This window comes from Pandoraea eparura (assembly GCF_902459725.1).
GTDB classification, from domain to species: Bacteria; Pseudomonadota; Gammaproteobacteria; order Burkholderiales; family Burkholderiaceae; genus Pandoraea; species Pandoraea eparura.
In genome coordinates this window covers 108,088-132,006 of the sequence record NZ_CABPSH010000003.1, presented here as the reverse complement: position 1 = coordinate 132,006, position 23,919 = coordinate 108,088, and the positions used below count along the sequence as shown (strand labels likewise).

Annotated in this window: 21 protein-coding genes; 12 read left to right on the top strand and 9 right to left on the bottom strand. The window is 65.6% G+C overall.

All coding sequences use genetic code 11. The features are described 5' to 3' along the window. Positions 1–92 precede the first annotated feature (92 nt). Positions 93–4,124, top strand: a complete 4,032-nt coding sequence (gene purL / locus PEP31012_RS08595) for a phosphoribosylformylglycinamidine synthase (protein ID WP_150588950.1) — start codon at positions 93–95, stop codon at positions 4,122–4,124. 108 nt (positions 4,125–4,232) lie between these two features. Here the strand turns inward: purL and PEP31012_RS08590 are convergent, their stop codons facing one another. From PEP31012_RS08590 to PEP31012_RS08565, 6 genes are all read right to left on the bottom strand, one after another. Further along, positions 4,233–5,027 (bottom strand): peptidylprolyl isomerase, encoded by a 795-nt coding sequence (locus tag PEP31012_RS08590; protein ID WP_150588949.1) that lies wholly within the window; start codon positions 5,025–5,027, stop codon positions 4,233–4,235. Between the two features lie 62 nt (positions 5,028–5,089). Next, entirely contained in the window at positions 5,090–5,353 is a 264-nt protein-coding gene (locus tag PEP31012_RS08585) for a BolA family protein (RefSeq protein WP_150588948.1), read from the bottom strand. 22 nt (positions 5,354–5,375) lie between these two features. After that, a complete protein-coding gene (locus PEP31012_RS08580; RefSeq protein WP_150588947.1) occupies positions 5,376–5,909 on the bottom strand; it encodes a septation protein A in 534 nt (177 codons plus the stop codon). Positions 5,910–6,101: 192 nt separating this feature from the next. Next, the gene (locus tag PEP31012_RS08575; protein WP_150588946.1) at positions 6,102–6,521 is read right to left on the bottom strand and encodes a YgiW/YdeI family stress tolerance OB fold protein; all 420 of its coding nucleotides are present in this window, start codon (positions 6,519–6,521) and stop codon (positions 6,102–6,104) included. 337 nt (positions 6,522–6,858) lie between these two features. After that, positions 6,859–7,281, bottom strand: coding sequence for a peptide-methionine (R)-S-oxide reductase MsrB (msrB, locus tag PEP31012_RS08570; RefSeq protein WP_150588945.1), 423 nt, complete (start codon positions 7,279–7,281; stop codon positions 6,859–6,861). A gap of 153 nt (positions 7,282–7,434) precedes the next feature. Further along, positions 7,435–8,964: a protein adenylyltransferase SelO gene (locus PEP31012_RS08565; protein WP_150588944.1), complete on the bottom strand. Its 1,530-nt coding sequence runs from the start codon at positions 8,962–8,964 to the stop codon at positions 7,435–7,437. A 359-nt stretch (positions 8,965–9,323) separates the two neighbouring features. Between PEP31012_RS08565 and PEP31012_RS08560 the strand changes: the two genes are divergently transcribed. The 9 genes from PEP31012_RS08560 (at position 9,324) to PEP31012_RS08520 (ending at position 19,598) form a co-directional block, all read left to right on the top strand. Next, a complete protein-coding gene (locus PEP31012_RS08560; protein WP_150588943.1) occupies positions 9,324–10,952 on the top strand; it encodes a 3-(methylthio)propionyl-CoA ligase in 1,629 nt (542 codons plus the stop codon). A 248-nt stretch (positions 10,953–11,200) separates the two neighbouring features. Continuing rightward, the gene (locus PEP31012_RS08555) at positions 11,201–12,193 is read left to right on the top strand and encodes a branched-chain amino acid ABC transporter permease (RefSeq protein ID WP_150588942.1); all 993 of its coding nucleotides are present in this window, start codon (positions 11,201–11,203) and stop codon (positions 12,191–12,193) included. After that, positions 12,193–13,473, top strand: a complete 1,281-nt coding sequence (locus PEP31012_RS08550) for a branched-chain amino acid ABC transporter permease (RefSeq protein WP_150588941.1) — start codon at positions 12,193–12,195, stop codon at positions 13,471–13,473. Before PEP31012_RS08555 ends, PEP31012_RS08550 begins: the two co-directional genes overlap by 1 nt. 5 nt (positions 13,474–13,478) lie before the next feature. Beyond that, positions 13,479–14,315, top strand: a complete 837-nt coding sequence (locus PEP31012_RS08545) for an ABC transporter ATP-binding protein (protein WP_246171204.1) — start codon at positions 13,479–13,481, stop codon at positions 14,313–14,315. Next, entirely contained in the window at positions 14,308–15,030 is a 723-nt protein-coding gene (locus PEP31012_RS08540; protein WP_150589304.1) for an ABC transporter ATP-binding protein, read from the top strand. The genes PEP31012_RS08545 and PEP31012_RS08540 overlap by 8 nt, the downstream gene beginning before the upstream one ends. Positions 15,031–15,145: 115 nt before the next feature. Then, on the top strand, positions 15,146–17,242 hold the full coding sequence (locus PEP31012_RS08535) for a 3-hydroxyacyl-CoA dehydrogenase NAD-binding domain-containing protein (RefSeq protein WP_150588940.1): 2,097 nt from the start codon (positions 15,146–15,148) through the stop codon (positions 17,240–17,242). 60 nt (positions 17,243–17,302) lie between these two features. After that, the gene (pncA, locus tag PEP31012_RS08530) at positions 17,303–17,908 is read left to right on the top strand and encodes a bifunctional nicotinamidase/pyrazinamidase (RefSeq protein ID WP_150588939.1); all 606 of its coding nucleotides are present in this window, start codon (positions 17,303–17,305) and stop codon (positions 17,906–17,908) included. Positions 17,909–18,021: 113 nt separating this feature from the next. Then, positions 18,022–18,462: a PaaI family thioesterase gene (locus PEP31012_RS08525; RefSeq protein WP_150588938.1), complete on the top strand. Its 441-nt coding sequence runs from the start codon at positions 18,022–18,024 to the stop codon at positions 18,460–18,462. A 140-nt stretch (positions 18,463–18,602) separates the two neighbouring features. Continuing rightward, entirely contained in the window at positions 18,603–19,598 is a 996-nt protein-coding gene (locus tag PEP31012_RS08520; RefSeq protein ID WP_150588937.1) for an NADP-dependent oxidoreductase, read from the top strand. Between the two features lie 141 nt (positions 19,599–19,739). On the opposite strand, the gene PEP31012_RS08515 is transcribed toward PEP31012_RS08520, so the two are convergent. From PEP31012_RS08515 to ygfZ, 3 genes are read right to left on the bottom strand one after another with little or no spacing between them, the layout of a single operon-like run. After that, entirely contained in the window at positions 19,740–20,573 is an 834-nt protein-coding gene (locus PEP31012_RS08515) for an NRDE family protein (protein WP_150588936.1), read from the bottom strand. Continuing rightward, positions 20,564–20,869 (bottom strand): DUF4936 family protein, encoded by a 306-nt coding sequence (locus tag PEP31012_RS08510; protein WP_150588935.1) that lies wholly within the window; start codon positions 20,867–20,869, stop codon positions 20,564–20,566. Before PEP31012_RS08510 ends, PEP31012_RS08515 begins: the two co-directional genes overlap by 10 nt. 23 nt (positions 20,870–20,892) lie before the next feature. Then, positions 20,893–22,032 carry a CAF17-like 4Fe-4S cluster assembly/insertion protein YgfZ gene (gene ygfZ, locus PEP31012_RS08505; RefSeq protein WP_150588934.1) on the bottom strand — a complete coding sequence of 380 codons (1,140 nt, stop codon included), beginning with the start codon at positions 22,030–22,032 and terminating at the stop codon, positions 20,893–20,895. Between the two features lie 187 nt (positions 22,033–22,219). On the opposite strand from ygfZ, the gene mltG reads away from it, so the two are divergent. After that, positions 22,220–23,215: an endolytic transglycosylase MltG gene (gene mltG / locus PEP31012_RS08500; protein WP_150588933.1), complete on the top strand. Its 996-nt coding sequence runs from the start codon at positions 22,220–22,222 to the stop codon at positions 23,213–23,215. Continuing rightward, positions 23,212–23,871 carry a dTMP kinase gene (gene tmk / locus PEP31012_RS08495; protein WP_150588932.1) on the top strand — a complete coding sequence of 220 codons (660 nt, stop codon included), beginning with the start codon at positions 23,212–23,214 and terminating at the stop codon, positions 23,869–23,871. The genes mltG and tmk overlap by 4 nt, the downstream gene beginning before the upstream one ends. Positions 23,872–23,919: the final 48 nt, after the last annotated feature.

Sequence of the window (23,919 nt, the reverse complement as noted above, 5' to 3'; positions counted from 1 at the left end):
TGTGGCGCACTCGGGTATAACCCGGGGTAAGCAGGGTATAATCTCGCTTTGTCGTTCCCCCGCGTTTTGAACGCCTCGCCTTCCGTCCTTCCATGACTCACATTGCCTGCTTCGCCGGCGCCTTGGCGCTCTCCGAATTCCGCCAGCAACGTCTTCTGCAGACCCTGCAAGCCATCGACAGTTCGATCGTGCGTGTCGACGCCCGCTACGTGCATCTCGTGGCCAGCGCCGAACCGCTGTCGAGCGAAGACGTGGCCCGCGTCGCCGGTCTGCTCACCTATGGTGAGCCGGTGCGCGAAGAACCGGTGGGCGACCAGTTGCTGGTGATCCCGCGTCTGGGCACGATTTCCCCCTGGGCGAGCAAGGCGACGGACATCGCGCGCAACTGCGGCATCGATCACGTGCGCCGTATCGAGCGCGCCGTCGAATACACGATCGGCGTGAAGTCCGGCCTGCTGGGCGGCAAGAAGGCGCTGCCGGCGGATGCGCTCGCGCGGGTCGCCGCGGTGTTGCACGACCGCATGACCGAGACGGTCGTGGCCACGCGCCATGACGCCGAGGCGCTCTTCGTCGAACTGCCGGCCAAACCGCTGCAGACGATCGACGTGATCGGCGTGGGCCGCAGCGCCCTCGAAACCGCCAACCGCGACCTGGGCCTGGCGCTGGCCGACGACGAAATCGACTATCTGGTCGACGCCTTCACGAGTCTGAAGCGCAACCCGACCGACGTCGAATTGATGATGTTCGCGCAGGCCAACAGCGAGCATTGCCGCCACAAGATTTTCAATGCGCAATGGACCATCGACGGACAGGCGCAGGACAAGTCGCTGTTCCAGATGATCAAGAACACGCATCAACTGCACCCGCAGGGGACGGTGGTGGCGTATTCGGACAATGCCTCGGTGATGGAAGGCGCGGAAGTCGAGCGCTGGTATCCGCGCGGCGCCGACGGCCAGTACGGCCGCAGCGTCGAACTCACGCACACGCTGATGAAGGTTGAGACGCACAACCACCCGACGGCGATCTCGCCGTTCCCGGGGGCGTCGACGGGGGCGGGCGGCGAGATTCGCGACGAGGGCGCGACCGGCCGCGGCTCCACGCCGAAGTCGGGCCTGACCGGCTTCACCGTGTCGAATCTGGCGCTGCCGGACGCGCGCGAGTCGTGGGAGAACGACCGTGACGTGGCGGTGCCGCCGTCGCTGCGCAAGCCCGACGACACCAGTGCCGACTACGGCCGCCCGGATCGCATTGCGTCGCCGCTGCAGATCATGGTCGATGGCCCGCTGGGCGGCGCCGCGTTCAACAACGAATTCGGCCGTCCGATCCTCGGCGGCTATTTCCGGACGTACGAGCAGAACGTGGCTGGCCGCGTGCGCGGTTATCACAAGCCGATCATGATCGCGGGCGGTATGGGCAACATCGCCGCACAACACACGCACAAGCACAATCTGCCGGCCGGCACGCTGCTCATCCAGATCGGCGGCCCGGGTATGCGCATCGGCATGGGCGGCGGTGCCGCCAGCTCGATGGCCACCGGCACGAACACGGCCGAACTCGACTTTGACTCGGTGCAGCGCGGCAACCCGGAAATCGAGCGTCGCGCGCAGGAAGTCATCAACGCGTGCTGGCGTCAGGGCGAGGCCAACCCCATCCTGTCGATTCACGACGTGGGCGCGGGCGGCCTGTCGAATGCGTTCCCGGAACTGGTCGACGGCGCCGACAAGGGCGCGCGCTTCGACCTGCGTCAGGTTCAGCTCGAAGAGTCGGGCATGTCCCCGGCCGAAATCTGGAGTAACGAAGCGCAGGAGCGCTACGTGCTGGCCATCGCGCCGGACAGCTTCCCGGCCTTCCAGGCGATCTGCCAACGCGAGCGCTGCCCGGTCGCCGTGGTCGGTATCGCCACCGACGAGCGTCAACTCAAGCTGGTCGACGCGATGCATCCGGAGTCGCCGGATCCGGTCGACATGCCGATGGACGTGTTGCTCGGCAAGCCGCCGCGTATGCACCGCGACGTCAAGCGTGTGAAGGCCGAACTTCCGCCGGTGGACGTGACGGGTCTGTCGCTCGACGATGTGGCGCGCGCCGTACTGCGCCACCCGACCGTGGCCAGCAAGTCATTCCTCATCACGATCGGCGACCGTACCGTGGGCGGCCTGACGGCACGCGACCAGATGGTTGGCCCGTGGCAGGTGCCGGTGGCCGACTGCGCCATTTCGCTGATGGACTACACGGGCTATCGTGGCGAAGCCATGACGATGGGCGAGCGCACGCCGCTGGCCGTGATCGACGCGCCGGCATCGGGCCGCATGGCGGTCGGCGAAGCCATCACCAATATTGCGGCGGCGCCGATTGCGTCGCTCGACCAGATCAAGCTGTCGGCCAACTGGATGGCCGCGTGCGGCACTGACGGAGAAGACGCCGCGCTGTTCGACACGGTCAAGGCGGTCGGCATGGAACTGTGCCCGGCGCTGGGCCTGTCGATCCCCGTCGGCAAGGATTCGCTGTCGATGCGCACCAAGTGGGAAGACGCCGGCCGAAGCAAGGACGTGGTCGCGCCGGTGTCGCTGATCGTATCGGCCTTCGCGCCGGTCGAGGACGTGCGAGGCCATCTCACGCCGCAACTGCGCTCCCTCGCACAAGCGGGCGAGACGGTGCTGATCGCCATCGATCTGGGACGCAACAAGCACCGTCTGGGCGGCAGTATTCTCGCGCAGGTCACGCAGCAGATCGGTGACGTGGCGCCGGACCTGGACGATCCGGCCGACCTTCAGCGCTTCTTCGACGCCATCCAGACACTGAACCGCGACGGCAAGCTCCTCGCCTATCACGATCGTTCGGACGGCGGTCTCTTTGCCACCGTGGCGGAAATGGCCTTCGCCGGCCACGTCGGCGTGTCGCTCAATGTCGACATGCTCACGCTCGACGACGGTTTCGAATCCGATTACGGCGACGCCAAGGATTGGGCCAAGCAGACGGTGGGCCGTCGCGAGGACAAGACGCTGCGCGCGCTCTTCTCGGAGGAACTCGGCGGTGTGATCCAGGTGCGCGCCTCGGAGCGCGACGCCGTGTTGCAGACATTGCGGGAAGCCGGTTTGTCCGCGTGCACGCACGTGATCGGCAAGCCGAACACGAACGACGTCATCGAGATCTATCGCGACGCGAAGAAGGTGTTCGGCGCGCCGCGCGCGGCGCTGCAACGTGAGTGGTCGGAAGTGAGCTGGCGCATTGCGCGTCTGCGCGACAACCCGGCGGCTGCCGACGCCGAATACGATGCACTGAACGACACGAGCGATCCGGGCCTCTCGCCGAAGCTGACGTTCGATGCCAGCGAAGACGTCGCTGCGCCGTTCATCGCGACGGGTGTGCGTCCGAAGATGGCCATCCTGCGTGAGCAGGGCGTGAATTCACACCTGGAAATGGCCTATGTGCTGGACAAGGCCGGCTTCGACACCTACGACGTGCACATGAGCGATTTGCTCGCGGGCCGTCACTCGCTGGAGGCGTTCAAGGGCTTCATCGCCTGCGGCGGGTTCTCGTACGGCGACACCCTGGGGGCGGGCGAGGGCTGGGCGAAGACGATTCTGTTCAATCCGGCGCTGGCCGAGCAGTTCGCGGGCTTCTTCAACCGTGCCGATACATTTGCGCTGGGCGTGTGCAATGGTTGCCAGATGATGAGCAACCTGTCGAACCTGATTCCGGGCGCGGCGGCGTGGCCGAAGTTCACGTACAACCAGTCGAAGTACGAGGCGCGTCTCACGCAGGTGGAAGTGCTCGATTCGCCATCGCTGTTCTTCAAGGACATGGCCGGCTCGCAACTGCCGATCGTGATCGCGCACGGCGAGGGCTTTGCCAACTTCGGTCAGCAAGGCAATATTGATCAGGCGCTGGCCGCCATGCGTTTCGTCGACCATCGGGGACAGCCGACCGAGCAGTATCCGTTCAACCCGAACGGTTCACCGCGCGGTCTGACGGCGGTGACCACGGGCGACGGCCGCTTCACGGTGATGATGCCGCACCCGGAGCGCGTGTTCCGCACGGTGCAGATGAGCTGGGCGCCCGAGCAGTGGGGTGAAGACAGCCCGTGGATGCGCATGTTCCGCAACGCGCGCCGCTGGGTGGCTTAAGCGACAATATTCCGCACGTTGGCGCGTGCGGAATATCGCGTTGGAAACAAAAATCCCGCCGGAAGGCGGGATTTTTGCTTTTCATGCCGAACGCGACGCCGGCAACGCTTACTGGATTTTGGCCTTCTTCTCGAGGCCATCGATGAAGCCTTGCAGCTTCTCTTCCTGCATTTGCTGCACGAGTTGCGGCTTGACGTCGTTAAGCGCCGGAATCTGTGCATCGCGCACGTCGTCCAGTTCGATCACGTGGTAGCCGAACTGCGTTTTGACCGGCGTCTGCGAGTACTGACCCTTTTGCAGCTTTTGCAGGGCGTCGGAGAACTCGGGCACGTAGGCGTTGGCCGGCGACCAGTCGAGATCGCCGCCGTTCTGTGCCGAACCCGGATCCTTCGAGTACTGCTTGGCGAGGTCGGCGAACTTCGCGCCGCCCTTGAGCTTCGCGATGATGTCCTTGGCCGTGTCTTCGCTCGGCACCAGGATGTGGCGGGCGTGATATTCCTTGTCGCCGAACTGCTTCTTCAACTGGTCATATCGTGCCTGGACTTCGGCGTCGGTGACCGGCGAGGTCTTCTGGAAGTCGGCGATCAGGGCGCGGATCAGCACGCCTTGCTCGGCCAGCTTGAGCTGCGCCTTGACGTCCGACTGCGTGGCCAGACCCTTGCTGACGGCGGCCTGCGCGAGGACTTCGCGCTTGACCAGTTCTTCGCGCACTTGCTGCTGCAGTTGCGGCGAGTTCGGCTGACCCTGGCGAACCATTTCGCGCACCATGGCGTCGGCGCGGGCCACGGGCACCGGCGTGCCGTTCACGACGGCGACGTTCTGAGCGAGCGCGGGGAGGGAGACGGCGGTCAGCGACACGGCGGCGCCGAGCGCCAGCGCCGTGCGGGCGAATTTCAATGCCATGCTGTTTTTCCTAACGAATGACGAAGGCAAGGTTAATCGACGGGGGATGCGTCGCATGCGAGTTACGCTTCGCCAGGGGCGAGCGCAACGATGGCGAGGGCGTGAATGCCGTTTTGCATCAAATCGGCTAGCGCATCATACACCAGGCGGTGACGCGCCACGCGGTTACGCCCGGTAAACGCGGCGGAGACGATTCGGACATTGTAATGACCGCCCGACGCGGCCCCCGCATGGCCGGCATGACGGGCGCTGTCGTTCTCGAGGGAGAATTCGAGCGGGGCGAGCGCCGCGCTGAGGCGCGCTTCGATTTGCTGTTCCATGGACATGGCAGTGACTTCCTGACGGACGTTATTCGTCCTGCTTGATGTACTTCGCGAGCCAGAGGCTCTGCACGACGATGAACACGACCATCAGGCCCATGCCACCGAAGAGCTTGAAGTCGACCCACGTGTCGGTCGAGAAATGGTAGGCGATGACCAGATTCAACGCGCCCATCGCAAGGAAGAACAGCGCCCAACTGAAATTCACCGCCCGCCACAGGGGCTCGGGCAGCGCCATCTGCTTTTCCATCATGGCGCGAATCAGGTTCTTGTCGAAGATGAGTTCGGCCACGAACAGCGTGATCGCGAAGAGCCAGTACAGCGCCGTGGGCTTCCACTTGATGAAGGTCTCGTCGTGCAGCAGCATGGTCGCACCGCCGAACACCACGATGATCGCGAGGCTCACCCACTGCATGGGCTCGACCTTGCGGTGGCGCAGCCACATCCAGATGACTTGCGCAATCGTCGTCGCGATCGCGATGCCGGTGGCGACATAGATGCCGGCAAACTTGAAAGCGACGAAAAACAAGATGACCGGTAACAGGTCGAAAAAGAATTTCATGAAGTCTCGGCTTGGGGGCTTCGGGGGAAATCGCCCCCGGGCAAATGGCGCCGGGGGCAAACCCGCATTATATTTCAAAGGCCCGCCGCGGGACGTGGTGAATCGCTCGATGGGCGTCGCGGTATCCGTGCCGCCCCACTGCCCCGGATCGCCGCATCGCTTCACGAGAACGCAGGACGCCGGCCGCTTGCCTTACGGCAGGATGTCGATGCGCTTGACGTCGATATCGTTCGCGCGAAGGTGATGGCGGTCCACTTCGCCGGTGATGCGCACCCGCGTCTTGTCGTTGATCTGGTGGCCGGGCGGGAGGTATTTGTCGTCGAGCTCGATGACGAGCGTTCTGCCTGTGTCGTCACGGAACGTGTAGTGCTCGTGCTTGAGCCGGTTGACGAGATAGCCCTCGATGACGGCCATCGCATCGTCGGGGGCGGCCAACGCCTGAGCGACGCTCGTGACATGCGGCATGGCCGATGGCACGACCACGCTGCCGGACGTCGCGACACTGGCCGCCGGCCCCGTGTATTGCGCAATGGCCGGCGCCGCATTCAGGGTGCCGAACGATGCGGCGGCCGAGAAAAGCAGGGGGGCGATGCGAAGGGGCGGACGGGTCATGAGCGACGTTTCCTGTGTTCCATTGAGGGAGCGCCAGCTTAGCAGACAGACGAATCACGTCGGGGCGCCCATCCGCGAGGGATGTCCCAAAAGGCTCGGTGCCCGACGCCAATGAGATCGAGCTCACCGGTCGAGCGCGCGTATCGACCGAACGCATCGACGGTACTCATTGACCGCGCCCATCGGCCGCGCGCCTAATCCGCCCTCATCGGCCGCCCTCATCGGCCGCCTTCATCGGCCGCACGCATAGGTCGCCAGCATCGCCCGTCCTCATCGACCGCAATCATCAGCCGCGCCCATCGACCGCACTGACGGGCGCGCCGTGAGCGCTTTCCGATCAGTCGTCAACCGGCTTGTCGGACGGGCCGTCCTTGCCCTCGAAGTCGAGCGATGCGGAATTGATGCAATAGCGCAGTCCGGTCGGTTGCGGGCCGTCTTCGAACACGTGTCCGAGGTGGGCGTCGCAGTTGTGGCAACGCACTTCCACGCGCACCATGCCGTGGCTGTAGTCCATCACCTCGTCGATACCGGACTTGTCGATGGGCTTCGCGTAGCTCGGCCAGCCGCAACCCGCATCGAACTTCTCCGTCGATTCGAACAGCGGCGCGCCGCAACAGATGCAACGGTAGGTGCCGTCTTGCCAATGATCCCAGTAACGGCCGGTGAAGGCGCGTTCGGTGGCGGCATGACGCGTGACCTGGTATTCGACGTCGTCGAGTTGGGCACGCCAGTCGGCGTCGCTTTTTTCCACTTTGCTCATGAATGAGAGTCTCCTGATGGGCGGCGGCTCCGAGGGTGCCGCCGCGCGTCGTCTATCGTCAGACCAGGCTCAGATGGGGGCGACGCGCCGTTTTGCAATGCATGAGGCCATGCTGACGCTCGCGCTCCCGTCGATACCGGTCCGTGCCGTCGATCAGGACGAGCAACTGACCTCGAGCTGCCCGGCCCAGTCAGGCGGCAGCTCGGCGTAACGCGCAAATTCGGGCTGTTCGTCGTAGGGATGCGAGAGCACCTTGAGCAACGTGTCGACTTCCGAAAAGTCCTTCTCACGCGCACGCCGGATCGCAATTTCCGCCAGATGATTGCGCAGGATGAACTTTGGATTGACGAGCCGCATCGCGACCGCACGCTTCACATCCGTGCTGGCCTCATGGCGCAGACGCGCACGGTAATCGACGGCCCAGGCATCGAAGCCGGCGCGATCGATGAACATGTCGCGCAGCGGGGCGTCGGCGGCGGGGTTCTCCAGCTCAAGCGTGGCCAGCGTGCGGAACAGGTGCGTGAAATCGACACGCCCCTCGTGCATCAGTTTGAACAGCCGGTTGATGAGCGCTTCGTCGTCGGCATGCGATTCGCGCAATCCGAGCTTCGCGCGCATGCGCAGATCGATTTCCTCGGCGAAGCGGGTCTTGAACACGGGCAGCACCGACTGTGCCTGCTCGATCGCCGCGTCGCCATCGCCGAACAGCGGCAGCAGGGCCTGGGCGAGACAGAAGAGGTTCCAGTACGCCACGTTCGGCTGCGCCTGATAGGCGTAGCGTCCCTGCGCATCCGAGTGATTGCAGATGTGATGCGCGTTGAAGCCGTCGAGAAAGCCGAAGGGGCCGTAATCGATCGTCAGGCCGAGGATCGACATGTTGTCGGTGTTCATCACGCCATGACAGAAGCCCACGGCCTGCCAGTGCGCGACCAGCTCGGCGGTCGCATCGCACACGGCGCTGAGCAGGGCGAGGTACGGGTTGGCCTCGTCGCGGCAGTGCGGGTAGTGATGATCGATCGTGAAGTCCGCGAGCTGACGCAGTGCGCCGTGCTGATCGCCTGCCCAGAAGTGCTCGAAATGTCCGAAGCGGATAAAGCTCGGCGACAGGCGCGTGACCACGGCCGCCGTCTCGACGGTTTCGCGACGCACGGGGGCATCGGAGCCGATCACACACAGGGCGCGCGTGGTCGGCACACCGAGATGGAACATGGCTTCCGAGCCGAGGAACTCGCGGATCGACGAGCGCAGCACGGCGCGTCCGTCGCCCATGCGCGAATAGGGCGTGAGTCCGCCGCCTTTGATCTGGATTTCCCAGCGCCCGCCGGGGCCGTCCGACTCACCGAGCAGCAGCGCGCGGCCGTCGCCCAGTTGGCCGGCCCACACGCCGAACTGGTGGCCGGAATAGACGCTGGCGAGCGGGTCGCCGCCGGGCAGCGGGGCATTGCCGGCGAACGTGGACACGAATTCCGGATCGTGCGCAGCCTCGGACGACCAGCCGAGCAGGCGAGCCGCGTCGGCGGAAAAACCGACCAGGTAGGGCGCCGGCAACGCCTGTGGCGCCAGGCGCGTGTAGAAATCGGGGCCGAGTGCCGCAAACCGATTCGCCAACGGCAGCGGTCCGTAGGGCTTGAGTGAGGCGGAAGCAGCGGCGGAAATAGCGGCGGAGCGGTCGGTGGCCGGCATTGAGGACGTTCCTGAAGGTGAACAAACATTCTACTTGAGGTGTCCGTCGCGTGCTGCCGGCTCGCGGGCGCGGAGCACTCGCCCCATCTGTTGCGCCGCACAAGCGATGAGCGTTGACCCGACGCGCGCGCGCGTCAAGAATGATTCTGCGTGATTCGGCGATGTGGTGCCGCGGTGGCGCGATCACACGGTGCCGTGTGTGAGACGGCAGGCCGCCTTCACGTCCACGGAAGCACCTCGGCGGCCCGACTGCAGTTCCCCCGTGTTGTCACGTCGTCCCGCTGTCCCGTTGTCACATTGTTCCGTCATTCCGTCATTCCGGCTTTCCGGCTTTCCCGACTTTTCTGGAGATTCGACGCATGGCAACACCGCTTCTCGGCCAGATGATGGCTGCGCCGCTCCTGATTTCCTCGTTGCTCGCCCATGCCGCCCGTCACCATGGCGACACCGAGATCGTGTCGCGCCGTATCGAGGGCGACATCCACCGCTATACCTGGCGTGACGCCGAGCACCGTTCCCGTCAACTCGCGCAGGCCCTGCGCCGGTTGGGCGTGGGCGACGGCGAGCGCGTGGGCACGCTGGCGTGGAATGGCTATCGTCACCTCGAGCTTTATTACGCCATCTCAGGCATGGGCAGCGTGGTGCATACGGTGAACCCGCGCCTGTTTCCGGAGCAGATCGCCTATATCGTCAATCACGCCGAAGATCGCTATGTGGCCTTCGACATCAACTTCCTTGCGTTGGTCGAGACCCTTGCGCCGCAGTGTCCGGGCGTGCAGGGCTGGATTGCGATGACCGATCGCGCGCATCTGCCGACATCACATCTGCCGCTGTTGTGCTACGAAGATCTTGTCGGCGCTGAAGATGGCAACTTCTCGTGGCCGTCGATGGACGAAAACACGGCCTCCGGCCTTTGCTATACGTCGGGCACGACGGGCCATCCGAAAGGGGTGCTCTACAGTCATCGCTCGACGGTACTGCATGCGTTCGGTGCAGCGCTGCCCGACGCCATGGCCATGTCGGCACGCGACGCCGTCTTGCCCGTGGTGCCGATGTTTCATGTGAACGCGTGGGGCCTGCCGTATTCGAGCGCGCTGGTGGGGGCGAAGCTGGTCTTCCCCGGCAAGGATCTGGACGGCAAGTCGCTGTACGAGCTTTTCGAAACCGAGGGCGTGACGTTCTCCGCCGGGGTGCCGACGGTCTGGCTTGGGCTGCTGACTTACGTGAAATCGATCGGCGCGCGCTTCTCGACGCTGGAGCGCACGGTGATCGGCGGGTCGGCGTGTCCGCCGGCCATGCTGCAGACGTTCGAGAAAGACTACGGCGTACGCGTCATCCATGCGTGGGGCATGAGCGAGATGTCGCCGCTGGGCACGCTGTGCCATCTGCGCAAGCATCATCGCGACCTGCCGCCCGAGGCGCAGCAGCATGTTCTGGAGAAGCAGGGGACGGCGATCTACGGCGTCGACCTGAAAATCGTCGGCCCCGACGGCGAGGAGCTCCCGTGGGACGGCAAGGCATTCGGCGACCTCTATGCGCGTGGACCGTGGGTGCTCGATCGCTACTTCCGCGCCGATACGTCGCCGCTGGTCGACGGGTGGTTTCCGACGGGCGATGTGGCCACCATCGACCCGGAAGGCTACGTGCAGATCACGGATCGCAGCAAGGACGTCATCAAGTCGGGGGGCGAGTGGATCAGCTCAATCGATGTGGAGAACGTCGCGATGGCGCATCCCGAGATCCACGAGGCGGCGTGCATTGCCATTCGTCACCCGAAATGGGAGGAGCGGCCGTTGCTGGTGGTCGTTCGCAAGCCCGGCTCGACGCTCACGCGCGAGGACGTGCTGGCGTTCTACCAGGGGCGCGTCGTGAAATGGTGGATTCCCGACGACGTGGTCTTCGTCGACGAGATTCCGCATACGGCGACCGGCAAGATGCTCAAGCTCAAATTGCGCGAAGCGTTCCGCGATTATCAGGCGGCGTCGTAGGGGCGCGCCGCTCGCATCCGGGTCGCCGGCGTTGATGGCGTCCCGGATGTCGACGGCACTCGCCGTGAACCTGCCCGGAACCGTCTGAACCGATCTTCGGATGGCACCTGAAATCCAGCAGTGACGCCATTTTTCGGGCCATCGCGCACGGCTCGGGCCGCACGTCCCCTCTATAATGGCAGCCTGAATTTCTCCCGGATGCGGCAACCTCTGCCGCATCGTTCGTTGCGCTTTCCGAAGGAGACGCCGTGCATCTGCTGAGTGCCACCGCCGGCCTCGTGCTTGTGAACGGCGTGAGCTATGGCTTGCTGCTGTTCATGCTGTCGAGCGGGCTCACGCTGATTTTCAGCATGCTGGGCGTGCTGAACTTCGCGCATGCGAGCTTCTACATGCTCGGGGCGTATTTCGCCTACACGTTCTCGGCCGCCGTCGGGTTCTGGCCGGCACTGATCGCCGCGCCGTTGATCGTGGGGGCGATCGGTGCCGGGTTCGAGCGTGGCGTGTTGCGGCGTTTGCGTGCGCGCGGCGCGCTGGCGGAACTGCTGGCGACGTTCGGGCTCGCCTATATCGTGGTGGAGCTGGTCCAGCTCGCATGGGGGCGCGGTCCGGTCGATTATGGTGTGCCGGCAGTCTTCGAAGGCGTGCTTGTCCCTGTCGCGGGCATTGCCGTGCCCGCTTACCGGTTGTTTCTGATGGGGCTGGCATGTGCGATTGCCCTGATCGTGTGGGCGGTGTTTCGTGCAACGCGGGCGGGATGGATATTGCAGGCCGCGCTCGCGCAGCCGGCAATGACCCAGGCGCTTGGTTACGACGTGCCCGCGCTTTACACGGGCGTATTTGCCTGTGGTGCCGCGTTGGCGGCGCTGGCCGGGGCGGCGGGCGGCAATGTGCTGGTGACGGAGCCGGGCATGGCGGCAACGGTCGGCAGTGTGGTCTTTGTCGTGGTCGTCGTCGGGGGGCTGGGCTCGCTGGGCGGGGCGTTCGCGGCGTCATTGCTGATCGGCCTGCTCCAGACATGGGCCGTGACAAGTGATGCGAGCCTTGCGCAGTGGTGGCCCCAGAGCGTGGCGGGTGCTAACGGCGCCGTGGGCCCTTTGGGAACGATGGGCGCTGTGCGAGCGGCGGTCGCGCCGTTGTTGCACCTTAGCGTCGCGCAACTCGCGCCGGCGGTGCCTTATCTGCTGATGGTGTCGGTGCTGCTGTGGCGTGCGCGCGGGCTGTCCGGCGTGCGGGAGGGGTAATGGACAACGTGATCGCCGGTTCGCCAGGGGCGGCGCCCGTGTCGTGGCGCCGCCGGGTGGCAGTGTGGTTGGCGTTTGCCGCCATCCTCGGCCTGGCCCCGTGGTGCTTTCCTTCCGACGCGGCGCTGACCCTGATGACGCAGATGGGGACTGCGGCCATTCTCGCGCTGTCCTTCAATCTGCTGCTCGGTTCCACCGGCCTGTTGAGCTTCTGTCACGCGACGTATGCGGGCATTGGGGCGTACGCGGGCGTATGGTGCATGAATCGTATCGGTGCGCAGGGGCTGGCGGTGTCGATGGCGGTCGTGCCGCTCGCCGGCGCGTTGGCGGCCGGGGCGGCGGGCGCTACGCTCGGCTTCGTCACGACACGCCGTGCGGGTATGACCTTCGCGATGATTACGCTGGGCGTGGCCGAGCTTGTCTGGGTCTTGGCTGCGATGTTGCCCGAGTGGTTCGGCGGCGAGCGGGGCATTCCGACCGACCGTACGCTTGGCGCCGCATGGTTCGGCGTGACGTTCGCGACGCAGCGCGAGATCTATGGGCTCGTCGCCGTGTGGATGTTCGTCTGCACCGCGTTGATGTACGGCATCACGCGCACGCCGCTGGGGTTCCTCGCGCGCGCCGTTCGCGACAATGCGGTGCGGGTTGCCTTCCTTGGACCGTCGCCTTCAGCGGTGCGCTATCGCATGCAGATTCTGGCGGCCGCATTCGCAGGAGTGGCGGGCGCGCTGGGGGCATTGAATTTCGAACTGGTCAGTGCCGACGCGTTCAGTCTGGAGCGCTCCGGTGTCGTGCTGGTGTTCACGGTACTGGGCGGCACGACGTATTTCGCGGGGCCGATCGTGGGCGCTGTCGTCGGCGTGTTCGTGACGGTGATGCTGGCGACACTCACGCGCGCCTGGCAGCTCTATCTCGGATTGGGCTTTCTTGCCGTCGTGCTGTTCGCGCCGGGCGGTATTGCCGGATTGATCGCGGTACACGGGCGCGCGTGGCGCACGGGCATGGCGCGAACGTTGTGGCGGCCCTATGCGGTGGCGTGTGCTGGCCTGGCGATGGGCATTGGCGGGCTGATTGCCATTGTCGAAATGACTTACGCCGTACGTCTGGCGAGCGGCGCCGGGCAGGTGGCGGCGAGCGGCTTGCGCGCGCAAGCAGGACCGGGTACGTGGGGGATGGCGGGCGTGGCGGTCATCGTGGGGTGGATCATCGTCGTGCGCGCCGGGCGTCAGTTGCGACGTTTGGCGGCGGGTGCCATACACGCGACGGAGGACCGGCGATGAGGGCAATGACGGCGAAGACGCCGATGAGACAGGCAGCGATCGCTTCGCATCCGTCTGGCCCGGCACTCAGCGTGCAGGGCGTGCGCAAATCCTTCGGGCCAACGCAGGTGTTGTGCGGTATCGATCTGACGCTTGTGCACGGTGAGCGGCTCGCCATCATCGGGCCGAACGGCGCCGGCAAGAGCACGCTGTTCGACGTCGTCACGGGCAGGACACGGCCCGACGGCGGACGTGTCCTGATGAATGCGCGAGATGTCACCGGCCGGGCGCCGCATGTCATCAGCCGGCTCGGCCTGTCACGCAGTTTCCAGACGTCGCAGTTGTTCGATCACATGAGCGTGATCGACCACCTGCGTTGCGCCGGGCTCTGGCCGGGGGGGCATCGCTACACGTTCTGGCGCCGAATGCATGGGCTGGACGACGTGACACGGCGTAGCGAGCGGTGGTTGACGCGTCTTGGCCTGTCGGACAGACGCGACGTGCCGGCCGGGGCCCTGAGCTATGCGGAGCAACGTGTGCTGGAAGTCGGACTGTGCGCGGCGTCGGCAGGCAGCGTCATGTTGCTCGACGAGCCGACGGCGGGGATGAGTCAGTCCGAGTCTGCGCGTATGGTGGCGCTGATTGCCGACCTTAGCCAGGGACGCTCGCTGTTGATGATCGAGCATGACATGCACGTGGTCTTTTCGCTGGCCGACCGGATTGCCGTGATGGCGCGCGGCGCGATCATCGCCTGCGATACGCCCGCGCGGATTCGGGCGCATCCCGACGTGCGTACGGCGTATCTCGGCGACTATGCAGATGCCTTCGGCGAGACGCATGACGGGGACGCGCGCGATGCTTGAGTTGATCGACGTGCGGGCTGGTTATGGCGGCAGCCGGGTGCTGCATGGGGTGACGATGCGCGTTGCACCCGGCGAGATCGTGGCCGTGCTTGGGCGCAATGGGGCGGGGCGCTCCACGCTTGCCCGCGCGATCATGGGGCAGTTGCCGCGCGAGGGGGAGATTCGCTGGCAGGGGCAATCGCTCACGTCGCTGGCACCGCATCAGATCGCGCGCTTGGGCATCGGCTACGTGCCGGAGACGCGCGATGTCTTCGGGCCGCTGACCGTCATGCAGAATCTATGGCTTGGGCAGCGGGCAGGCAAGGCGCGCACCGCGCGGCCACCGTCCGCCGCCGATCGCGCGCTTACGCTTGCCCAGGCGTTCGAGCGCTTCGAGGAGTTGGCGCCGCGCCGCGATGCGCCGGCGGCATCGCTGTCCGGTGGCGAGCAGCAACTGCTGTCGCTATGCCGGGCGATGATGGCGGGCCCCGATCTGCTGATTGTCGATGAGCCGACCGAAGGCCTCGCACCGCGCGTGGTCGCGCGCATTGGCCGGATCCTGACCGATTTGCGGGCGAGCGGTGTCGCCATCCTGCTCATCGAGCAGAAGCTGTCGCTCGCGCTCAGTTGCGCACAGCGAATCGCCGTGATGGGACGGGGCACGCTCGTGTTCGAGGGTGCCCCCGATGCACTGGCGGGCGCGTCTGCGATTCGCCGTGAATGGCTTGAGGTGTAGCGCTGCGCTAGAATCGAGCGATCGCCTTGCCGCTGCCGGCGCATATGCGGCGCCCCCAAAACGACGCACGGCATCCCTGCACACAGCCCCCAAGAAAATAAGGAACGAGACAAGCATGAGCACGGTTTATGAGGTTCGTGACGGCGTGGCCGTCATCACGCTGGACAATCCCCCGGTAAACGGCTTGGGACACGCGACGCGCGCAGGCATCGCCGAGGGGCTCGCGAAAGCCCAGGGCGACGATCAGGTGCGCGCCGTGGTGCTGATCGGCGCAGGCAAGGCGTTTTCCGGCGGGGCCGACATCCGCGAATTCAATACGCCGAAGGCAACGCAAAGTCCGCTGCTGGTTGACGTGATCACCGCGCTCGATGCGTGCACCAAACCCGTCGTCGCGGCCATTCACGCGGTGGCGATGGGGGGTGGTCTCGAATTGGCCCTCGCCTGCCACTATCGGGTGGGATTGCCCGGCGCGCAGATCGCGCTGCCCGAGGTCAAGTTGGGCCTGTTGCCGGGCGCGGGCGGCACGCAGCGTCTGCCGCGCGCCATCGGTGTCGCGCGTGCGCTCGACATGGTGGTCACCGGCCGTGTGGTGAAGTCAGAGGCGCTTGTCGGCACGCTCTTCTCGACGATCTTCGAAGGCAACCGCGACGACCTTCTGACGGGTGCCATCGCCTTCGCCCGCAATATCGCCTCACAAGGCGGAGCGTTGCCGCGATTGCGCGACGTGGCGATCGACGACGCGGACGGCTCGGCGCAGGCCGCGATCGATGCCGCGCGTGAGAAGGTGCAACGCGAGCAACCTCACTTCCCAGCACCGCAAAAATGCGTGGCGGCCGTTGAGGCGGCGTTGCAACGTCCGTTCGATGACGGCGTGAAATTCGAACGCGAGTGTTTTGTGGCGTTGGTCAGTTCGCCGGAGTCGAAGGCGCTGCGTCATGCGTTTCTTGGCGAGCGCGCAGCCGCCAAGATCGCGGACGTGCCGGACGATACGCCGATGCGCACCATTGAGCGCGTGGCCGTCATCGGGGCCGGGACGATGGGGAGCGGTATCGCGATGACCTTTGCCAACGCCGGGATTCCGGTGACGTTGGTCGACACGACCGATGCGGCGCTTTCCCGCGGCATCGAATCGATGCGAGGCAACTACGCTCGTGCAGTGACGCGTGGAAAACTGTCGGCGGACGAGGCGAAGAAGCGGCAGGGGCGTATTCATGGCAGTACCGACTTCGCTGCGGTGGCCGACGCCGACCTGATCGTCGAGGCCGTATTCGAGGAGATGGCGATCAAGCAGGTCGTGTTCCGTGAGCTCGACAAGGTGGCCAAGCCGGGCGCGATTCTGGCGTCGAACACGTCGACGCTCGACCTCGACGCATTGGCCGCGACCACGTCGCGGGCGCAGGACGTCATCGGCATGCACTTCTTCAGTCCGGCCAATGTCATGCGCTTGCTCGAGGTGGTGCGCGGTGCGCAAACGGGCAAGGACGTGCTGGCAACGGTCATGAAGCTGGCCAAACGCATCGGCAAGCTCGCTGTGGTGGCACGTGTCTGCGACGGGTTTATCGGCAACCGCATGCTCGAGCCGTATTTCAAGCAGTCGCAATGGATGGTCGAGCAGGGCGCGTCGCCCGCGCAGGTTGACGCCGCCATCGAACGCTTCGGTTTTGCGATGGGCCCGTTCCGCACGAGCGACCTGGCCGGGAACGACGTGAGTTGGGCGATTCGCAAGCGCCGGCACGCTGAACATCCCGGCATCGTCTATCCGAAGATTGCCGACGTCCTGTGCGAAGCCGGCCGCTATGGCCAGAAGACGCACGCGGGGTGGTATGACTATGCCGAGGGGGACCGCGCGCCGCGTGAGTCGGCCAAGGTCGGGCAGATGATCGACGACTATCGCAAGGCGAACGGAATCGCGCCGCGTAAGTTCTCTGACGACGAGATTGTGGATCGGCTTGTTTTCGCGCTCGTGAATGAAGGTGCGAAGGTGCTGGCCGACGGCACGGCAGCACGCGCGTCGGACATCGACATGGTGTATCTGAACGGCTACGGCTTCCCGCTGTGGCGCGGCGGGCCGATGCACTATGCCGACGCGGTGGGGCTGGACAAGGTGCTTGCGCGAGTGCGCGAGTTTGCGCAAGAGGCACATGGCGAGGACTGGGTGCCGGCCTCGCGACTCGTTGAACTGGCCGACGCCGGCAAGCGTTTTAACGGATAAACGGGGCTCGCGCGAGGGCGTTGGGGGGTATCGACGGCTTCGGCGAATGGGGGCAAGTGAATGAAACCGATGGACGAAGTGCTGCTCGTGATCGACGTGCAGAACGATTTCATGCCGGGCGGCGCGTTGGCCGTTCCCCGCGGCGACGAGGTGGTTCCCGCGATCAACGCCTTGGCGGGCAAATTCGCTCAGGTGGTGTTGACGCAGGACTGGCATCCCGCGGGGCACGTCTCGTTTGCCGATCATCACCCGGGACGCCAGCCCTTCGAGACGATAGCGCTGCCATATGGCGACCAGGTACTGTGGCCGACGCACTGCGTGCAGGAGACGTCGGGTGCCGCATTGCATGCGGGGCTGCGTATTCCGCATGCGCAGGCCGTGGTTCGCAAGGGGTACCACGCGGACGTCGATAGTTATTCAGCGTTTTTGGAGGCGGATCGAAAGACGCCGACCGGGCTGGCGGGGTACTTGCGCGACAAGGGGGTGAGGCGCGTGCATTGCGTAGGATTGGCGACCGATTTTTGCGTGGCGTGGAGCGCACTCGACGCCAAGGCGGCGGGCTTCGATGTCTGTGTGATCGAGCACGCGTGTCGCGCCATCGATCTCAACGGCTCGCTCGCCAAGGCATGGACGTCGCTGCGTGCGGCCGGTGTGTCGCGCGAGTGAGTCGCCGACGACGGATTGAATACCAGAGGCAGCGCATGATGCGCTGCCTCGCAAGTTGAAGACATGACGATGGACAAGCTTTACCGTATTGGCCAGTGCGGCCGGGGTGCCCGATGAATGCGCTATCGATTCGTTCCGGGTTCATCGATCATCTCGGCATTGAACTGCTGCGCGCCGAGGGGGGCGAGTCGGAACTGCGTCTCTCGCTGGCGGCTCAGCATCTCAATAGCTGGGAGGTCATGCATGGCGGGGTGACGATGGCGTTGCTCGACATCGCGATGAGCACGGCCTGCCGGAGCATGGCGCCGGAAGGCACGGGCGTGGTGACGATTGAAATGAAGACAAGCTTCATGCAGCCGGGCGCCGGCGAGATGCGGGCGTTCGGCTGCCTGTTGCACCGCTCGACGACGATGGCCTACTGCGAGGGCGAGGTGCGCGACGCCAACGGCAAGCTCGTGGCCAAGGCGATGGGCACCTTCAAGTATTTGCGCCGACTCGCGGTCGGACGCGATGTGCGCGAACAGCGACGCCCGGGCGAAGCGCGTGGCGACTGAGGGATAGCGAGGCTATCCGTCACCACGCGTTGCCACCCATTGCTGTGTGCTGATCATCAATGATGTCGCTGTGACGATGTCACCGTGAGACGCCGCGACGTCGAGAGGTCGCGGCGTCTCGCTAACGTGGAGGAATTGCCATGACGATCAATCGTCAGATTCTGCTGGTTTCGCGCCCCAAGGCTGAAGCCACGCTCGACAACTTTCACCTGGCCGCGCCCGAATTGCCGGAGATCGGCGACGGGCAGATATTGGTCCGCAATTTCTATCTTTCCCTGGATCCGTACATGCGCGGCCGGATGAACGACACCAGGTCGTACGCGCCGCCGCAGCCGCTCGACACGGTGATGATCGGGGCGACGGTGGGCGAGGTGATCGAATCGCGCCATCCGGACTGGCAGCCGGGCGACGCCGTTGCCGCCATGTTCGGCTGGCAGGAATACGGCATTTCGGACGGCAGCAACCTGCGCCGTATCGACGATGCGCGCATTCCGATGAGCGCCTATCTTGGCGCGGCGGGGATGCCGGGTGTGACGGCGTGGTATGGGCTGAACCGGATCATCGCCCCGAAGGCGGGCGAAACGGTTGCTGTCAGCGCGGCCTCGGGGGCCGTGGGTAGTGTGGTCGGTCAATTGGCCAAGCGAGCCGGTTGTCGCGTGATCGGAATTGCGGGGGGCGCGCAGAAGTGTGCCTATGTGGTGGAGACGCTCGGCTTCGATGCGTGCATCGATTACAAGGCCGGCAACCTCGACGAGGCGTTGCGCGCCGCGGCACCGGACGGCATCGACGGGTATTTCGAGAACGTCGGCGGTGAGGTGCTCAACGCTGTCATGCGCCATCTCAACGCGCACTCGCGCATTGCGCTGTGCGGCATGATTTCCGGCTACAACGGCGAGCCCATTCCGCTGATGTATCCGGCGCTGCTGTTGACGAACCGGGTGCGGCTCGAGGGCTTCATCGTGACCGAGCATATGGACGTCTGGCCGCAGGCGCTGAAGGAACTGGCGGATGCTATCGCCGCGGGCGAGCTGCGCTATCGCGAGACGATGGCGCAAGGCATCGAAAACGCGCCGGCCGCATTTCTCGGCCTGCTCAAGGGTGAGAACTTCGGCAAGCAGATCGTGCGGTTGGTTTGACGAGGGATTTGCCCGTCATTTGGAAAGCACTCCTGAGTTTCCGGAGTGTTGCGTCCTAACGGCTTAAGGACTCTCCATCGACCCGTGGCGTTGACGCAACGCCCGCCGTCGTTTCGCGGCGGGCAGCGCCGATGCCTCCCGCTATCGAGCGAGGGCGGCCCGAGCGGTGAAGGTGAAGTCGCGCCGGTCTGACAAGTCTGTGGGCGTCTGGCCGGGCGTCACGGTGACTTCGGTCATCTCGACGGTGCCGTCACGATGGTAGCGAAGCAGGGTTGTGCATCGCGTGCCATACGCGGGCGACGCGATGAACGCCGCCGATAGCGAGCGTTCCCAGGCGCGTGAGACGCCCGTCTCGGGCAACGCACTGTCGGGCGCTTCAGTGGCGTCGCGCATGATCCGCAACAGGCTGGCGTCATCGGCATCGTGCGTCAGCGCATGGGCGAATGCCTCGCGACGGCTGACCAGCTTCGGCCACGGCGTGTCGAGCACGGCGTTGGACAGGCCGTGGACGCCGGGCGCGATGGCCTGGGCGAGCGGCATGGAGACGGGGGCGGGCGCGGTGCCACCGACATGATGGGTGCGATTGCCGAGCCAGAACAGCTTGCCCGCCGGCAAGTCGCCTGCGAGCAGGTTGAATCCGGCGTACTCGTGCGCATGCCGTTCGACGCGGATCAGATCGTCATCGAACGATGTCGCGTCCAGCATGGCCGAGACCAGCAGGCCGCGCGACGGGGCGTCCTTCGGTGCCATCGGCGCGCGGCCGTCGCGGAAGTTCGTGAGTGCGCTGAAGCGCCCCGCGCGATTGACGCCCATCCACGTTCCACCGCCGCGCAAATCACGGCCGGCGAGGACGTCCGGGCGATCCCGCCACCAGTGCAGTGGCTCGGCAGGACGCTCGAAGAACTCATCGCGATTGGCGAGCAGGACCAGCGGCGTGGCGGCGTCCGGCTGCCAGGAGAAGACGATCAGGCACATGGCGGCGGGGTGTCAACAAAACACTCGGTGTGGCGCTCGCCGTCAATGAACGCCATCAAGCCGCTCTCGGCGGCCAACCGGGGCAGCGCCGCGACGAACGCGGGGTCGACACCGTCGTAGCGCTCCATCCACGTCGCGGTGCCAGCGGCGGTGTCGTGAGCGCTGGCGTCGGCGCGCCATTGCAGATGTCCGGCGACGCCGAAGCGCGCCGCCGTCAGCGCGAAGACCTGCGCGACGGCCCGGTGGGCCGCGTCGGCGTTGTGCGATGCGACGCGATAGTAGACGTAGCAGTCCATCGTCCGTCGCGGGGGCGGCCGAATCAGGATGCCGCCGCGGACGACGCGGGCGATTCCGTCGGATCGACGATCTCGTACGGCAAGTCCGCGAAGACCAGCGCGGGTCCGCCGGCGGCGCCAAGCCGCACGTCATCGGTGTCGCGTGCGGCGAGCTTCACTTCGACGAGTACGTCGTAGCCGCCGTCAGGGGCCGGCGCGGCCTGCACGACCATGCCGCACGGCTGGTCGGGGTCGCTCGTCTCGACAAGTGCCTGACCCGGTACGGGTGATGCGCCGCTCACATGCGCCAGATGCAGGCGTCGCTTGATGGTACCGCGATATTGGCTGCGCGCGACGACTTCCTGTCCCGGATAGCAGCCTTTGCGGAAGTTCACGCCGCCCACGACCTCCCAGTTCACCATCTGGGGGACGAACTGTTCCTGCGTCTCGGTGGTGACACGCGCCACGCCACTGCGCACATCGAGCCACGCCGCGAGGGCCGGGTCGACGGCCACCAGTCCGGGGGCTTGCGCCAGCGCGGCCCAGGTCTCGGCAGCATTCGCCACGGGCACGCTCCACAGAAAACGCGAGAGCGAGCGCGCCGTGCCGGCCCCGGGCAGACGGATCACGCTCGTCGAGGCTTCGCCGAGCGTTGCCTGGGCAACGGCAAGCGGCGCGGCGGGCAGCGCGGCGAACGTGTTCGCCAGGACCGCTTCCGCCGCCGGGCCGCCAACCTGCAGCAGCACGTGCGTGGCCGTCGCGTCCGTCAGTTTGGCCTTGGCCCGCAGGACGAACATCGACAGACGTTTCTGCACGGCAGCCTGCACTGCAGCGTCGCACGCCAGATAGATCGTGGCGTCGGCAGACGCGTCGCGCCACATCAGGAAGGTCGCGAGCAGGCGACCCTTGGCCGAGCAGTAGCCCGCCAGACGCGCCTGTGCAGACGTGAGACGCTCGACGTCGTTGGTCAGTTGGCCGTGCAGGAAGCTCGCCGCATCGGCGCCGCGCACGGCGATCAGGCCGGTGTCGCTCGCGAGCGAGACGAAGCTGCCGCTTTGCAGGGCTTGAAACTGTGCGGCGCGTGCGCTCGCGTCGGTCGAAACATCGGACGAAACTTCAGACGAAGCATCGGGCAAAGCCACGGCTGCCGCTTGCGGCAGGAGATCACGCCATTGGGAGGTCATAAACGAGGGTGACTGTCAATCTGTGAGGGTTCGGCAAGTCAAAGTATTATATTGGGTCTTCCGCCAGAACGTGCGAGCCCGGTTCGACGCGCAAAACGCGCCCCTCGACGCCGTCGCCGCCACGCCAGTCCGGCTGACCGAATCCCCCGAACCCGCTGCCGTCCTCCGACGACTTACCCTGCAATTCATGTCTGTCATCAAACGCCTGTTCGTCCTGTTGATTGTCGCTGCGCTCGCGGCGGGCGGCGCATTCTATTATTGGGCCCAAGCCCCCTTGCAGTTGAGCCAGCCAACGCTCGACGTCACGATCAAGCCCTACAGCTCTGTGCGCAGCGTGGCCGCGCAATTGCGCACCGGCGGGGTGCCGGTGCACCCGCTGCTGTTCAATCTGCTCGCCCGCGTCATGGACGTTGGCACCAAGCTCAAGTCGGGTAACTACGCATTTGCGACCGGCATCACGCCGTTCGAGGTGATGGAAAAGCTCGCGCGCGGCGACGTCAACCAGTACGTGGTGACCATCATCGAAGGCTGGACCTTCAAGAAGATGCGCGCCGAGCTGGACGCGAACCCGGCGTTGCGGCACGACACCGCGGGGCTTCCCGATGCCGACCTCATGCAACTCGTGGGCGCCGATCGTGCGGAGGCCGAGGGGATGTTCTTCCCCGACACCTACCTGTTTCCGAAAGGTACGAGCGACATCGATATCTATAAGCGGGCCTATCGTCTGATGCAGAAGCGTCTGGACGAGGCGTGGGCCGCGCGTGCGCCGGGCTTGCCTTACACAACACCGTACGAGGCGCTTATCATGGCGTCGCTCATCGAGAAGGAGACGGGGCAAGCGGTCGAGCGCGGCCAGGTCGCGGCCGTGTTCGTCAATCGGCTGCGCAAGCGTATGCTGCTGCAGACCGATCCCACGGTGATCTACGGCATGGGGGATTTGTATACGGGGCGTCTGCGCAAGCGCGATCTGCAAACGGATACGCCCTACAACACTTATACCCGCGCGGGCCTGCCGCCGACGCCGATCGCGCTGCCGGGCGTGGCGTCGCTCGCGGCGGCGCTCAATCCTGCGCCGACCGACGCGTTGTACTTCGTGGCACGTGGCGACGGCACGAGCCATTTCTCGACGAGCCTCCAGGAGCACAATCGCGCCGTGGACAAATATCAGCGAGGTGAGCAATGACGCAATCCCCAGGGGTGCCGGGCAAGTTCGTGACGTTTGAAGGCATCGACGGCGCAGGCAAGAGCACGCACGTCAACGCCTTTGTCGACACGCTGCGTCAGGGCCTTGCCAGCGTGGGGCGCGGCGTCGTCGCCACGCGCGAGCCGGGCGGCACGCCGTTGGGCGAGGCGCTGCGCAAGCTCGTGCTCGATGAGCCGATGGATCTCGAGACCGAGGCGCTGCTGATGTTTGCCGGGCGCCGGGAGCATCTGGCGAAGGTGATCGAACCCGCGCTCGCGCGTGGCGACTGGGTCGTCTCCGACCGTTTCACCGATGCGACGTTTGCCTATCAGGGCGGCGGCCGGGGGCTGTCGCGCGAGAAGCTGGCGATTCTGGAGCAATGGGTGCAGGGCACGCGTCAGCCTGATCTGACGATTCTGTTTGACCTCGATCCGGCGATTGCCGCCGCGCGGCTGGCCGGCGCCCGGGCCCCCGACAAGTTCGAGCGCGAATCGACGGCGTTTTTCACGCGCGTACGAGACGAATACCTGCGTCGCGCCAAGGCCGCGGCCGAGCGCTTCGTCGTGATCGATGCCGCGCAAAGCATCGACGCCATTGCCGGGCAACTCGCGGGCGTGTTCGCCCGTCTGGGCGTGCCCGGGCACGGGCCGCGCTGACGCGCGATAATCTCTCGACGATCTCTCGACAATCCGCTGGTTCGACCG

Excerpts from the sequence above, each read along its gene's own strand:
- PEP31012_RS08565 (WP_150588944.1), bottom strand. The coding sequence starts at position 8,964 with ATGCCGGCCACCGACCGCTCCGCCGCTATTTCCGCCGCTGCTTCCGCC.
- purL (WP_150588950.1), top strand. The coding sequence starts at position 93 with ATGACTCACATTGCCTGCTTCGCCGGCGCCTTGGCGCTCTCCGAATTC.
- PEP31012_RS08520 (WP_150588937.1), top strand. The coding sequence starts at position 18,603 with ATGACGATCAATCGTCAGATTCTGCTGGTTTCGCGCCCCAAGGCTGAA.
- tmk (WP_150588932.1), top strand. The coding sequence starts at position 23,212 with ATGACGCAATCCCCAGGGGTGCCGGGCAAGTTCGTGACGTTTGAAGGC.
- PEP31012_RS08510 (WP_150588935.1), bottom strand. The coding sequence starts at position 20,869 with ATGGACTGCTACGTCTACTATCGCGTCGCATCGCACAACGCCGACGCG.
- pncA (WP_150588939.1), top strand. The coding sequence starts at position 17,303 with ATGAAACCGATGGACGAAGTGCTGCTCGTGATCGACGTGCAGAACGAT.
- PEP31012_RS08585 (WP_150588948.1), bottom strand. The coding sequence starts at position 5,353 with ATGTCCATGGAACAGCAAATCGAAGCGCGCCTCAGCGCGGCGCTCGCC.
- mltG (WP_150588933.1), top strand. The coding sequence starts at position 22,220 with ATGTCTGTCATCAAACGCCTGTTCGTCCTGTTGATTGTCGCTGCGCTC.
- PEP31012_RS08550 (WP_150588941.1), top strand. The coding sequence starts at position 12,193 with ATGGACAACGTGATCGCCGGTTCGCCAGGGGCGGCGCCCGTGTCGTGG.
- PEP31012_RS08515 (WP_150588936.1), bottom strand. The coding sequence starts at position 20,573 with ATGTGCCTGATCGTCTTCTCCTGGCAGCCGGACGCCGCCACGCCGCTG.
- PEP31012_RS08535 (WP_150588940.1), top strand. The coding sequence starts at position 15,146 with ATGAGCACGGTTTATGAGGTTCGTGACGGCGTGGCCGTCATCACGCTG.
- PEP31012_RS08545 (WP_246171204.1), top strand. The coding sequence starts at position 13,479 with ATGACGGCGAAGACGCCGATGAGACAGGCAGCGATCGCTTCGCATCCG.
- PEP31012_RS08590 (WP_150588949.1), bottom strand. The coding sequence starts at position 5,027 with ATGGCATTGAAATTCGCCCGCACGGCGCTGGCGCTCGGCGCCGCCGTG.
- PEP31012_RS08575 (WP_150588946.1), bottom strand. The coding sequence starts at position 6,521 with ATGACCCGTCCGCCCCTTCGCATCGCCCCCCTGCTTTTCTCGGCCGCC.
- msrB (WP_150588945.1), bottom strand. The coding sequence starts at position 7,281 with ATGAGCAAAGTGGAAAAAAGCGACGCCGACTGGCGTGCCCAACTCGAC.
- PEP31012_RS08540 (WP_150589304.1), top strand. The coding sequence starts at position 14,308 with ATGCTTGAGTTGATCGACGTGCGGGCTGGTTATGGCGGCAGCCGGGTG.
- PEP31012_RS08525 (WP_150588938.1), top strand. The coding sequence starts at position 18,022 with ATGAATGCGCTATCGATTCGTTCCGGGTTCATCGATCATCTCGGCATT.
- PEP31012_RS08580 (WP_150588947.1), bottom strand. The coding sequence starts at position 5,909 with ATGAAATTCTTTTTCGACCTGTTACCGGTCATCTTGTTTTTCGTCGCT.
- PEP31012_RS08560 (WP_150588943.1), top strand. The coding sequence starts at position 9,324 with ATGGCAACACCGCTTCTCGGCCAGATGATGGCTGCGCCGCTCCTGATT.
- ygfZ (WP_150588934.1), bottom strand. The coding sequence starts at position 22,032 with ATGACCTCCCAATGGCGTGATCTCCTGCCGCAAGCGGCAGCCGTGGCT.